The organism is Maribrevibacterium harenarium (assembly GCF_006385675.1).
Classification (GTDB): Bacteria; Pseudomonadota; Gammaproteobacteria; order Pseudomonadales; family Marinomonadaceae; genus Marinomonas; species Marinomonas harenarium.
The window spans coordinates 17,729-30,506 of the sequence record NZ_VFRR01000040.1; the positions used below are offsets into that span (position 1 = coordinate 17,729).

The 12,778-nt window shown below is 47.8% G+C and carries 13 protein-coding genes; 9 read left to right on the forward strand and 4 right to left on the reverse strand.

Going from position 1 to position 12,778, the window contains the following annotated elements:
* Window positions 1-12 precede the first annotated feature (12 nt).
* A complete protein-coding gene (locus FJM67_RS14325; RefSeq protein WP_140590652.1) occupies window positions 13-1,107 on the reverse strand; it encodes an HD domain-containing phosphohydrolase in 1,095 nt (364 codons plus the stop codon).
* A gap of 113 nt (window positions 1,108-1,220) precedes the next feature.
* Here FJM67_RS14325 and FJM67_RS14330 point away from each other — a divergent pair, with 113 nt between their 5' ends.
* Window positions 1,221-1,670 (forward strand): EVE domain-containing protein, encoded by a 450-nt coding sequence (locus tag FJM67_RS14330; RefSeq protein ID WP_140590655.1) that lies wholly within the window; start codon window positions 1,221-1,223, stop codon window positions 1,668-1,670.
* A 19-nt stretch (window positions 1,671-1,689) separates the two neighbouring features.
* Here the strand turns inward: FJM67_RS14330 and FJM67_RS14335 are convergent, their stop codons facing one another.
* A complete protein-coding gene (locus FJM67_RS14335; protein WP_140590658.1) occupies window positions 1,690-2,376 on the reverse strand; it encodes a hypothetical protein in 687 nt (228 codons plus the stop codon).
* Between the two features lie 174 nt (window positions 2,377-2,550).
* Here FJM67_RS14335 and miaB point away from each other — a divergent pair, with 174 nt between their 5' ends.
* The 5 genes from miaB to lnt are packed head-to-tail and all read left to right on the forward strand — an operon-like array spanning window position 2,551 to window position 7,825.
* Complete coding sequence (gene miaB, locus FJM67_RS14340) at window positions 2,551-3,909, forward strand: tRNA (N6-isopentenyl adenosine(37)-C2)-methylthiotransferase MiaB (protein ID WP_140590660.1); 1,359 nt, start codon at window positions 2,551-2,553, stop codon at window positions 3,907-3,909.
* An 8-nt stretch (window positions 3,910-3,917) separates the two neighbouring features.
* The gene (locus FJM67_RS14345) at window positions 3,918-4,928 is read left to right on the forward strand and encodes a PhoH family protein (protein ID WP_140590663.1); all 1,011 of its coding nucleotides are present in this window, start codon (window positions 3,918-3,920) and stop codon (window positions 4,926-4,928) included.
* 3 nt (window positions 4,929-4,931) lie between these two features.
* The gene (ybeY, locus tag FJM67_RS14350; protein WP_140590666.1) at window positions 4,932-5,390 is read left to right on the forward strand and encodes an rRNA maturation RNase YbeY; all 459 of its coding nucleotides are present in this window, start codon (window positions 4,932-4,934) and stop codon (window positions 5,388-5,390) included.
* Between the two features lie 12 nt (window positions 5,391-5,402).
* The gene (locus FJM67_RS14355; protein ID WP_140590669.1) at window positions 5,403-6,269 is read left to right on the forward strand and encodes an HlyC/CorC family transporter; all 867 of its coding nucleotides are present in this window, start codon (window positions 5,403-5,405) and stop codon (window positions 6,267-6,269) included.
* Complete coding sequence (gene lnt / locus FJM67_RS14360; RefSeq protein ID WP_140590671.1) at window positions 6,269-7,825, forward strand: apolipoprotein N-acyltransferase; 1,557 nt, start codon at window positions 6,269-6,271, stop codon at window positions 7,823-7,825. Before FJM67_RS14355 ends, lnt begins: the two co-directional genes overlap by 1 nt.
* Before the next feature lie 12 nt (window positions 7,826-7,837).
* On the opposite strand, the gene FJM67_RS14365 is transcribed toward lnt, so the two are convergent.
* Window positions 7,838-8,245, reverse strand: a complete 408-nt coding sequence (locus FJM67_RS14365; RefSeq protein WP_140590674.1) for a hypothetical protein — start codon at window positions 8,243-8,245, stop codon at window positions 7,838-7,840.
* Between the two features lie 180 nt (window positions 8,246-8,425).
* On the opposite strand from FJM67_RS14365, the gene leuS reads away from it, so the two are divergent.
* The 3 genes from leuS to holA are packed head-to-tail and all read left to right on the forward strand — an operon-like array spanning window position 8,426 to window position 12,475.
* Window positions 8,426-10,873, forward strand: a complete 2,448-nt coding sequence (gene leuS / locus FJM67_RS14370) for a leucine--tRNA ligase (protein ID WP_140590677.1) — start codon at window positions 8,426-8,428, stop codon at window positions 10,871-10,873.
* 60 nt (window positions 10,874-10,933) lie between these two features.
* The gene (locus tag FJM67_RS14375) at window positions 10,934-11,437 is read left to right on the forward strand and encodes an LPS-assembly lipoprotein LptE (RefSeq protein WP_140590680.1); all 504 of its coding nucleotides are present in this window, start codon (window positions 10,934-10,936) and stop codon (window positions 11,435-11,437) included.
* A 3-nt stretch (window positions 11,438-11,440) separates the two neighbouring features.
* Window positions 11,441-12,475 (forward strand): DNA polymerase III subunit delta, encoded by a 1,035-nt coding sequence (holA, locus tag FJM67_RS14380; RefSeq protein WP_140590684.1) that lies wholly within the window; start codon window positions 11,441-11,443, stop codon window positions 12,473-12,475.
* Window positions 12,476-12,650: 175 nt separating this feature from the next.
* Here holA and FJM67_RS14385 read toward each other — a convergent pair.
* Window positions 12,651-12,778 (reverse strand): transposase domain-containing protein (locus FJM67_RS14385; protein WP_140588298.1); only part of this gene is annotated, 128 nt, incomplete at its 5' end.

Below are 12,778 nucleotides of genomic sequence, written 5' to 3' on the forward strand. Positions count from 1 at the left end.
TAGGTCGCTAAACTAGCGTTTTTTCGCCACTAACAGCTTACGAATAGCACGATTGAAGAAATCGATGGAATGGGGCGGGAAGCCTTTGCCGCTTTCCGAGTTGATCTTTTGTATCGCTTTCATGGCACTCTTTTTGTATTCATCGCCTGATTTACCCCATACAAAATCGATAAATAGCACGGCCATTGCCAAGATTACCGCGCCATTGGGGATGGTTCCACCGACTAAACCTTCAGGAAAACCTGAGCCATCAAAGCGTTCCTCATGGCAGCTGACCATTTCCGCCGCCATTTCCCAGCCCGAATGTTTGGCTAGCAATTGTGCCCCCACTAACGGGTGATTAGCCCGAGCTTGCGCTTCGGCAGCCGCATCACCTTGGCATTTCAGGATCATAGCCAAGCCCATATTGTGCATGTAAGCAGCAGCGCTCAACTGCACAGGGTCCACTGGGGTAGAACATTCCGCATTAATAAGTAAGCACAGCTTTAAAATACGCTCGCTACGCTCTGGGGAATAGCCCAGCAGTCGATTTAAGCGTTGACTGAACTGCCGGAACTGGTCGATATCCTGCTGCTGGGACTCCGTATATTCTAGCTGATTGATAATCGGCTTCGCCGGCTCCTCTGGAACATCTTCCACATGGTTCAATACGTTGACGAGACGAGTGGCTAACTGTTGACGTAATTCCAGCTCCTCTTGAGCATAGATTTCATCGAGATGGATTTGCAATGTATCTTTAAGCTTGGTATCTGCACCATGAAACTGGTAAAGCTGGCGGATTAGGTGAAGCACGTTCTCGATCACGCTGTTAATCAACTCACCGAGCGTCGAATCGTAGGCAATATAGCCACCGCGCATTCCATCAACGATTTCTTCGAGCTTATGCAGAACTTCAACAATGGGATCAAGGAAGCAGACTGAGCAGTTACCTTTCATGCTGTGCAGCGAGCGAAACAGTTTGTCCAGCTTAGCGAATTCGAAGCCTTCCGCTTCGATATCATTGATAATGGCGTCGATTTCCTGTTGCGCTTCAACGTAACACTCAATCAAGTCATCTTTTAATTCTTTATCCAGCGCTGAAAACTCTTTGCAAGCAAACTGACTCATCGGCCCTCTTCCCGTCATGGCTACGCTTTTAGCATAGTGTATGCACAGCATTGTAGATAGAATTGACGTAATTATGAATCAAGACATTGTTTCAATCTGCAACGGAGCCGTGTATGTCTGTATGGTTAATGAAAACCGAGCCCGACGAATTTAGCATTTCTGACCTGGCAAAACGTGGTCAAGAGAATTGGGAAGGGGTTCGTAACTTCCAAGCACGTAACTTTATGTTAACTATGAAAGTTGGCGACCTCGTTCTGATCTATCATTCCAGCTGCAAACAAGTGGGCATCGCTGGCCTAGCGGAGGTGATCGCGGAGGCGCACCCAGATTTAAGCAGCCTTGATCCAGATAGCTCTTACTTTGACGCCAAATCCACGCCAGAAAATCCACGCTGGGTACAAGTCACGCTGGGCTTCAAGCAAGCGTTTGACCGAGTAATCACACTAGCGGAATTAAAAGCCGCACCAGAAATGGCGAATAGCCCACTTGTGAAAAAGGGATCGCGTCTCAGTGTCATGCCAATAGAGGAGTCAGAGTGGGCCTTTATTCAATCGCTCATCTAATATGGGCCAAAGAGGAATGCTAATGGAATAGTCGCTGCCGATCTTTCAGAGTAATCGCGCGATCAAAATAGTAAGTCACTAGCAGGTCAAGGCGAGGCATATCGTCTTGAGGGCCGTCTTCGATGGTAATACCGATGGCGGTTTGTTGGCGGTACTTGATGGGTTGCACGAAAGTCGCCAAACGCCAACTTTCTTGCTCGTTACTGTAGACTCGGTGGAACTCAATGCTGCGGTTTACATCTGGGTAGTAAACGAAACCATGGCGCGTGCGAATCGCGTTGCCTACCTGTTCCTCCCCATCCCGATAATCTACCACTATGTTCCAATCGTTTAGATATACGGCAGCGCTGCCCTCAACGAAGTAAGTCTCAGCTAAGCCGGCACCAAAACGCAGTTTACGTTTTACATTGCCAAAACCGATGCCGATGCGCCCTGCGTCTTGGCGCAAAAAAGTGCGCCACAAGATTAGGGATTGGGCAAAATCTTCCGTTTCAGTACCGTTGAAATAATAATCGCTGTTGATAGTCAGCTGACTGCCAATAACATCAGTGTGGGGCAAGTTGGCACGCAGATCCAAATCATATACATCCCATTCCCCTTGGGTGCCGTAGCCTAATGCTAATTCGAAATTGACCTCAGCGGCCAGCGACTTGCCTAAACACCCCAAGCTAAGTGCTAGAAAAATAGGAGTTGCGCGTCCAAACATGGGATAGAGTCCATTAAGTAAAGAAATGTGATTCTAGCCTGTGGTTGCCGTTAAGACCAGTTGCCAACGCTGGTACACGGCTTTTCAACCGGGTAACTATGGGAAAACACCCTAATCCCCCCTATAATGTGCCGATTATTTACTCCAGTCCTACGATTAGGTTGCCTTTACTACATGGTTAAAAAGTTATTTATTCAGACCCACGGTTGCCAGATGAATGAGTATGACTCTTCACGTATGGCAGACCTACTTGGCGAAAGTCACGAAATGGTTGTCACCGATAACCCAGAAGAAGCAGATGTACTGCTGTTGAACACTTGCTCAATCCGGGAAAAGGCACAAGACAAGGTCTACCATCAACTTGGCCGCTGGAAGAAGTTAAAAGAAAAAAATCCAGATTTAGTCATCGGTGTGGGTGGTTGTGTAGCAAGCCAAGAAGGCGACAACATCCGCAAACGCGCTAAGCATGTGGATATGATTTTTGGTCCACAGACTCTGCATAAATTGCCAGAAATGGTGAATGCGGCCGGCAAGCACATCCCTATTACCGATGTAACCTTTCCTGAGATCGAGAAATTTGATCACCTGCCGGCACCCAAAGTGGATGGCGCAGAAGCCTTTGTTTCGGTAATGGAGGGTTGCAGTAAATACTGCACTTTCTGTGTCGTACCATATACCCGTGGCGAAGAAGTCAGCCGTCGTTTTGATGACATTATGCTTGAAGTAGAGCGCTTAGCAGAGCAAGGTGTGCGTGAAATTCACCTGCTAGGCCAAAATGTGAACGCCTACCGAGGCGAATTGCCTGATGGTGATGAAGCAGATCTAGCGGACGTTATTCATGCTGTGGCTCGTGTTGCCGGCATTGAACGTATTCGTTTCACCACCTCTCACCCAGTAGAGTTCACCGATAGCTTGGTTGAAGCATTCCGAACCGAGCCTAAACTGGTCAGTCACTTACACTTGCCTGTGCAAAGTGGCTCAGACTCGGTGTTGGCAGCGATGAAGCGTGGCCACAATCGCCAGTTCTACATCGACAAAATTAATCAAATTAAGGCAGCACGCCCTGGCATCAGTTTGTCGTCAGATTTTATTATTGGCTTCCCTGGGGAAACCGAAGATGACTTCATCGATACGATGAACTTGATTCAAGAAATCGGCTTCGATCATTCATTTAGTTTTGTTTACAGTCAGCGCCCAGGCACACCAGCTGCTCAGTTAGATGACGACACTCCAGAAGAAGTGAAGAAGCAGCGCCTAGCAATCTTACAGCGTCGTATATCACAGCAAGCGTTTGACATTAGTTTAAGCATGGTGGGAAATATCGAACGCATTCTTGTTAGCGGCTACTCCCCCCGTGATCCAGGCCAGATGCAAGGCCGTACTGAAAATAATCGTATCGTGAATTTCTCTGCTACTGACGCAGCACTGATCGGCAAATTCGCCGATGTGGTGATTACCGATGCCTACTCTAACTCTTTGCTCGGAGAGCTCGTTGCCTCTGAGTTGGAGAGTGACTTCCAATTGGCACAGTAAGGTATACCTTGGAAACAACGCAAATTTCTCAACAAATTCGTCTGGAGCCTGCCGAGGCTCCAGCTCTTGCCGCTTTATGCGGGCAAACCGACGAGCACCTCAAGCTGATCGAAAACCGTTTAGGTGTCACGATAAAATACCGTGGTGAACGTTTTGATATTAGTGGCGAGGATGTCGAGCTAGTCGCAGCGACTAAGACCTTGCTCCTCAATCTGTATCGTGAAGCACTCGCGCAGCAGGATATTACTCCAGAAACGATCCATCTCTATCTCCAAGAGTCGACCCTGGAAGCCTTGGCGAAAGGCAAGACAGAAAACAATCAGGTGGTGGTGAAAACCCGCAAGGCCTACATCAAGCCCAAAGGCAAGAACCAAAAGAACTATGTTCAGTTGATTCGTAAAAATGATATCAACTTTGGTATCGGGCCAGCGGGTACAGGTAAAACCTATTTAGCAGTAGCCTGTGCCGTAGAAGCCTTAGAAGCCGATCGCGTTGAGCGTATTATGTTAGTTCGCCCAGCGGTAGAAGCAGGTGAAAAGCTTGGCTTTCTACCTGGGGATCTCGCCCAGAAAATCGACCCCTATTTGCGCCCGCTTTATGATGCACTCTACGAGATGTTGGGCTTCGAGTTGGTGGATAAATTGATCGAGAAAAATGTGATCGAAATCGCGCCTCTCGCCTTTATGCGTGGCCGAACGTTGAACAACTCCTTCATCATTCTCGATGAAAGTCAGAATACGACCCGTGAGCAAATGAAGATGTTCCTGACCCGGATCGGTTTTGGCTCCACGGCCGTGATTACCGGTGACCGCACCCAAGTAGATTTACCCCGCGGCACAAACTCGGGGTTAGCTCATGCCATCGAAGTGCTCAAAGACGTGAATGGTATCAGTATGACTCATTTTTCGTCGTCAGACGTGGTGCGTCATCCCTTGGTTCAACGTATTGTTGAGGCTTATGACAAGTTCGATGAACAAGATGCAAAGCCTAAAGTAGCTCACTCTGAGGTAAGCCAATAAATCATGACGGATTTAGCACTGGATCTGCAACTAGCCTGTGATGATAAGTCTGGGCTTCCGAGTTTTGCCGAGTTCGAACGTTGGGCTATGGCTGCCCTGCCGGATGGAGAGTTTGAAGTTACCATTCGTTTAGTGGATGAAGCTGAGAGCCAAGAGCTCAACCACACTTATCGGGGTAAAGACTATCCGACCAACGTATTATCGTTTCCGTTTGAAGTTCCTGATGAAATCGATCTACCCCTGCTAGGTGATTTAGTAATTTGCCGCCAAGTAGTAGAACGAGAGGCAAGCGAACAACAAAAATCAACCTTTCATCACTGGGCACATATGGTTGTTCACGGCATATTGCATTTACGTGGTTATGATCATATAAATGACGAAGAAGCCGAGGAGATGGAAGCGTTGGAAGTCACCATTCTGGCAGGCTTGGATGTACCTGACCCTTATATTAGTGAGAAGTGAGTTGCTTAAATTATGAGTGAAGATCGATCGAGTAACGGTAACGATCAACCCAAATCTTGGTTTGAACGATTGGCGCAAGCCTTTAATGACGAACCAAGAAGTCGCGAAGACATTATCGAATTACTGCAAACCGCAGTAACAACGGAAGTTATTGACCGGGACGCGTTCACTATCGCTGAAGGTGCATTAGCGGTTTCTGAGGTACAAGCTCGGGACATTATGATTCCGCCATCACAAATGGTGGTGATTAAATCAGAAGATGACCCCAAAACGTCCTTGCGCAAAATCATCGACTCTTCCCACTCACGTTTCCCCGTGGTTGGAGAAGATTCCGACGAAATTTTAGGCGTGCTATTAGCAAAAGATTTGCTACCACTACTCTTTAAAGACGGCTCAGTTACCCGTGAGGATATTCTTGGCTGTTTGCGGCCGGCGAACTTTATTCCGGAAAGTAAGCGTTTGAATGTGCTACTGAATGACTTTCGTACCAAACGCCACCATATGGCCATCGTGCTAGATGAATATGGTAGCGTTTCTGGCTTGGTAACGATTGAAGATGTCTTGGAACAAATCGTTGGTGAAATTGAAGATGAAACCGACAAGGAAGAAAATGATGACATTCAAACTACCGATAAACCCAATGTTTATTTAGTTCCAGCTCTTTGTTCGGTGGAAGATTTTAACGAATATTTCCGCACGGATTTGAGCGAGGAAGAGTTTGACACTATCGGCGGCATTATTGTGCAACAGTTTGGACACGTTCCAAGTCGGGGTGAGGAAATCACCTTCAACAACTTCCGCTTCACGGTCGTCAAATCTGATGGACGCCGCGTAAAAACCCTACAGGTTGCTCCTGCTAACGCTGAAATTATGAGCTAATGAACCGGCACACTTCTTCTTTGACGCCAACCAAGGTAATCGGTTGGCGTCAAACTCTTCAACAACATCTTTCATCTTACCCCAAACTTGCTGTTTGCTACGCCTTATTACTTGGTGCACTCGGGCCATTGGGCTTCGCCCCATATAATTGGTGGTTCTGCCTAATTATTGCTTTTATTGGTCTATACGGCCTGCTTAATCTGAATCAAAGCAAAACACTATCTGGTTGGCTGGGGTTTGGTTTTGGCTTGGGCTACTTTGGCGTTGGCATCTCTTGGGTATATGTCAGCGTCGCTAGCTTTGGACAGGTAGGCGCTATTGGTGCAGCTGCCGTAACCTTTGCCTTAATCGCTTTAATGGCCCTCTATTGGGGATTAGCAGCCCGAGGGTCATATGGTTTACGGGGTTTTCCAGCGTTAGCCCCTTGGGTCTGTTTTGTCACAGTTTGGTTACTAGCCGAATGGCTTAGAAGCACCCTGTTTACCGGTTTCCCTTGGTTGCTGCCGGGCTATAGCGTGCAACCTACTCCCCTATTTGAGTGGTCAGTGATTGGCGGGATTTGGTTTACCTCAGCTTTAGCTTTGGCAACGGCTGCGATCCTCGGAGAACTACTGCTAGGCCACTTCAGAAAGCGATCAGTATGTCTGTTGACGGTACTATGGTTACTGCCATTAGTCGCTCCATTTTCTGGGTGGTATCAACTCTCCCCCTCCGATCCTATTCAGGTAACCTTGGTACAGGGGAATGTGCCACAAGATCAGAAATGGCTTTCGGAAAACGCATCCCCCACATTGAGCTACTATCAACAAGCCACTATCAATCACTTGGACAGTGATTTAGTGGTCTGGCCAGAAACTGCCATTACCTATTTGCTCCACCAAATCGAGCCCTATATGGAGGGCTTTGCCGCAGAGTTGCAACAAACCAACACCACCGTGATTACCGGGGTTCCCACTTGGGATGAAGAGCGACAAACCTATTTTAATAGTGTCTGGGCGTTGGGGAATGGATTTGGTCTATACAACAAGCAGCGTTTGGTACCATTTGGTGAGTATATCCCCTTAAGTAGCTGGTTTGGCCCCGTGTTTGACCTATTTGGTATGCCCATGTCCCAGTTCAGTTTAGGAGAAGCTAATCAACCGACCTTGCAAGCGGGAGAGTTAGCCATCGCACCGTTTGTTTGCTATGAAATTGTCTATCCGGAACTGATGCGCACTATGGTCAGGGATAGCGATGTGCTGCTTACGATTAGCAATGATGGTTGGTTTGGGGACAGCATTGGCCCGTGGCAACATTTGCAAATTGCCCAATTTCGAGCCAAAGAAATGGGACGCTATATGATTCGCGCCACCAACACTGGCGTTACCGCAGTGATTAACGAAAACGGTGAGATAACGGCTCAAGTTCCGCAATTTGTGCGCACCACCTTAACGAGTAAAGTCACACCTCTTACGGGAACAACGCCTTATGTTCGTTGGGGCCAGTGGCCGCTGTTATTCTTGGTAGTGCTATTTGTCCTAGCTGGCTTGCCAATAAGAAATAAACAAACCAGCTAGTGATAACCAAAACTACTCCCCTTGGAAATACAACACTCCGTGATGGCACACTTCACAGGCTTGTAGCGGGCCGCCATCGTGTGAGTTTTCATGTCCACATCCCATACACACATAACGCCCCGGTTTAGCCGGGGTGGTCACTACGGAGCAGCGCTCCAGTGGCACAGGATTGTTATTAGCATGATTAATTAACCACAGCAGGGCGACATCCTCGGTTTCATCCAGCTCTTCGATGAGCTCTTCGCTTTCCTCTTTCAGCAAATGCCAATTGGCATCTACCCAAGCTTCTATGTAACCCATTTTGTCGTGCCAATAGGCGCGCATGAGTTCCACATCCTCTAGGAACCAGTTTTTCGCGCCTTCCAGTGTTTTCTTGGCCTCTTCGATCAGTTCGGCCTCTTTATTTGGATCTTTTTGCATAGAATCTACAACTCCCGTCGCTCGCGCCTTCTCATAGCAGCGCCATGTATATAAAATAGCGGAAAATTCTATTTCCTGTTGGCGATATTAGCATCCTGTTGACTTAGCTACGGTGATTTACCGTAAGCTAACGTGCTGTCGTCATACACATTAACGCCTTTCATGGGATTACTAAAGCACATGCAAGAACAATACAGTCCGCAGCAGATTGAACAAGCTGCACAAGGTTACTGGGAAGCCAATAAAGTATTCAAAGCTGTCGCAGACTCTTCTAAAGAAAAGTACTACTGCCTGTCTATGTTCCCTTACCCAAGTGGCCGACTGCACATGGGGCACGTGCGTAACTACACCATCGGTGACGTGATCTCCCGCTACCAGCGTATGCAAGGCAAAAACGTATTGCAACCAATGGGTTGGGACGCTTTCGGCATGCCTGCTGAAAACGCAGCCATCAAGAATAAAACGGCACCAGCCAAATGGACCGATGAAAACATCGCCTACATGAAAGGCCAGTTGAAAAAGCTGGGCTTTGGTTACGATTGGGATCGTGAAATCGCTACCTGCAAACCAGAGTACTACAAGTGGGAACAATGGTTCTTTACTCAGTTGGTAGAAAAAGGTTTGGCCTATAAGAAAACCTCAGCGGTAAACTGGTGTCCGGAAGACCAAACCGTTTTGGCTAACGAACAAGTAGAAGACGGTGGCTGTTGGCGTTGTGGCACCAAGGTGGTACGCAAAGAAATTCCCCAGTGGTTTATTAAAATTACCGCCTACGCTGAAGAGTTGCTTAACGACTTAGACAAGTTAGAAGGTTGGCCTGACAAAGTAAAAGCCATGCAACGTAACTGGATTGGTCGTTCAGAAGGTTTGGAATTTAGCTTTGGCGTTGAAGGCAAAGAGGAGCGTCTATCGGTTTACACAACCCGCCCAGATACCATTATGGGCGTCACCTATGTCGCCGTAGCAGCAACACACCCGCTCGCACTCGAAGCAGCGCAAACCAACGCCGAATTGGCAGCATTCGTGGAAGAAAGCAAACAAACTTCTACCACAGAAGCGGATTTAGCCACGGTTGAGAAAAAAGGCATGGATACGGGCTTTAAAGCCATTCACCCAGTGACTGGGGAAGCGGTACCAGTATTCGCCGCCAACTTTGTATTGATGGAATACGGCTCTGGTGCGGTGATGTCGGTTCCTGCTCACGACCAGCGTGACTTTGAATTTGCCCAGAAATATAACCTACCGATCAAGCAAGTTATCCAACCTGCGGATGGCGCGGAATTTGACCTAAGCCAAGCGGCTTACACCGATAAAGGTGTTTTGTGCAATTCAGGGCAATTTGACGGTTTGGATTTCCAAGCAGCGTTTGACGCGATTTGTGCCTTTATGACCGAACAAGGTATCGGTGAGAAAAAAGTAAACTACCGTCTACGTGACTGGGGGGTCAGTCGCCAGCGTTACTGGGGGGCTCCGATTCCAACCATCAACCTAGAAGATGGCACGGTCGTAACCACGCCGGTAGATCAACTGCCTGTGGTACTACCGACAGACGTGGTCATGGATGGGGTAAACTCACCGATCAAGAACAACCCAGCGTTCTCTGATACTACTTACAACGGCCAACCTGCTCAGCGTGAAACCGATACCTTTGACACCTTTATGGAGTCGTCTTGGTATTTCGCCCGTTACTGCTGCCCAGAAGCTGACGATGCTATGTTAACCGAGGAAGCAAACTACTGGCTTCCAGTTGACCAGTACATTGGTGGTGTTGAGCACGCTATTCTGCATTTGCTTTACGCACGCTTCTTCCACAAGTTGTTACGTGACGCAGGACTAGTGAAATCGGATGAGCCATTTACCCGCCTACTTACCCAAGGCATGGTAAACAAAGATGGTTCTAAGATGTCTAAGTCCAAAGGCAACACCGTCGATCCTCAAGAAATGATCGAGAAATACGGTGCCGATACGGTACGTTTGTTCATGATGTTTACAGCGCCACCGGAGCAATCTTTGGAATGGAATGATGCCGGTGTCGACGGTTCTTACCGTTTCTTGCGCCGCCTGTGGTCACTAGCACACCGTCATTTGAACGCTGGCAAAGCCGGTGAATTGGATGTGTCGGCCCTAAATGGCGAGCAAAAAGCGCTACGTCGTAAAACCCACGAAACCATCAGCAAAGTGAGTGACGACATTGAACGCCGTCAGACTTTCAATACCGCTATTGCTGCGGTCATGGAGCTATGTAACGAGATCAGTAAGTTCGAGGATCGTTCTGAACTTGGTCTAGCGGTAGAACGCGAAGCATTGGAAGCGGCGACCTTGTTGCTATCGCCAATCGTACCCCACATCGCTCACCAATTATGGATCGAGCTAGGCCACACAGAAAACGTCGTGGACACCCCTTGGCCAACTGTGGATGAAGCGGCGCTAGTGAAAGATGAACTGACTATCGTGGTGCAAGTATTAGGTAAAAAACGTGCGGAAATCATTGTTTCTGCCAATGCCGATAGCAAAGAAATCGAAGCCCAAGCTCTGGCTCACCCGAACGTGGAGAAATTCATAGAAGGTAAGACAGTTCGCAAAGTAATCGTTGTCCCAGGTCGTTTGGTTAATATTGTTGCCAACTAGCCAAATCAAGTTAGGGAGTCTTCGGACTCCCTAACTGTCTTTGCTGCATTAGAGGTTGTTATGGTTCGTTTAAGCTCTCCGTTATTCATTTTTATTGCCGCCTTGAGTCTTTTGCTAAGTGCATGCGGCTTTCATTTGCGGGGAGAAGTGAACCTACCCAGCCAGCTACGCACCCTATTGCTCAGCAGTCAAAGTGGCTCTACTGGCTTTGATCGAGATTTACGCACTGCACTAACCCGCGCCGGCGTCACCATTGCCGCGAATGACCAAGAAAACCCGCTGAACCTCATTGTGAATGGCCTGCAAACTAGCGATACGGTGCTCGCTAGGGCCAGCGACAATGATGTTACCCAGCTTGAAAGACGTTTATCTGTTTCCTATTACTTGCGAGATGGTAACGGCAAAGTGGTATTCGGCCCCCGTACCGTATCTACCTCTACGGTGTTAGTGAATCAGGATGCCAGCATTTCCGTACGTGATGCCTATAACGCGCAACAGATGGAACAGCTTGGTCAGAAATTGGCCCATCTCTTGGTTTACGACCTAAGCTATGCACCACTCTAAACCATGAAAATTCGCCCAGATCAGCTTGTTGCCGACTTAAAACAGTCAATACGTCCGGTATATCTCATCAGTGGTGATGATGTGCTGCTTTGTCAGGAAGCGGCGGATGCGATTCGCCGCCATACTATGTCCGGCTTTGCCGAAGAACGTCTACGTTTCGTGGCGGATGCCCAGTTCGATTGGCAAGAAGTGGTCAATGAGCTGCAAGCGATGTCCCTCTTCTCCAGTCGACGCTTATTCGACATCCAAATCGATAAACTTACCGAAAAACACAGCAAAGCCCTTAGCGATTTACCCCAATACTTAGGGCCCGATAATGTGGTTCTAATCACCTTGCCGAAAGTTGATCAACGTACTCAGAAAACCAAATGGTTTTCTACGTTAGAACAAACAGGCGCTTTCATACAAGTTTGGCCGATTGATCCCCCAAGAATGCCCCGTTGGGCGCAGCAACGCGCCCAGGCAACTGGACTCACTCTCACCAATGACAGTGCCCAGTTACTTTGTGAAAGAGCTGAAGGCAATTTGTTAGCTTTGGCGCAGGAAATAGACAAGCTGGCATTGCTACACCCCCAAGGAACCGTTCTACAAGTAGAAACCATCGCCAGTGCTGTGGCCGATAGTAGCCGCTATACCATTTATGACCTGAGTAACCGCTACCTCAATGGCAAAGCAAAAGATGCCCTCCATTGCTTAAACCAGTTGTTAGGAGAAGGCACAGAAGAAACCATTCTTTTATGGTTAATTACTCGGGATCTAACTACCCTATTAGAGTTACATCATGAAGCGCGACGCTCGGGCGCAAAAGAAGCGTTTAAAAAAGCCCGTATCTGGGACAAACAAATTCCCATGTACGATGCTGCCCTAAGGCGTCTAGCACCACCGGCGCTGGAATATATGCAACGCTACTGCGCTATAGTCGATCAAACTATCAAAGGTCTCGATGGACCGGCTCTAGACATTGCATTTCGTAACCTTATTTTGATGTTTTGTGGCGTTAAGGTAACCGCAACCGAACTTGATGTGACGTATTTATAACACTTCGCTACGTGAATATTTCGTGCAATATGTTTATATATCCACTAGCTTATATAGAAGTAGTCATGACGATAGGAATAATAATATGGCGTGGTTTAAACGAACTGTTCTTGCCGAAGAAAACGTAAGCGATCTTATATTAGCCCTCTAAAATGGTTTGTCTTGCCCTGCTAATCTAGCCTGCTTTCGCCCTGTTCCAAGGCAATAGCGCTTCGAGTTTTTCTAATGTATCCGCGTCGGCAATGTGGTCGAGTACGTATTGGATGTAACTCGATGGTTCTAGGCCATTAGCTTTGGCGGTTT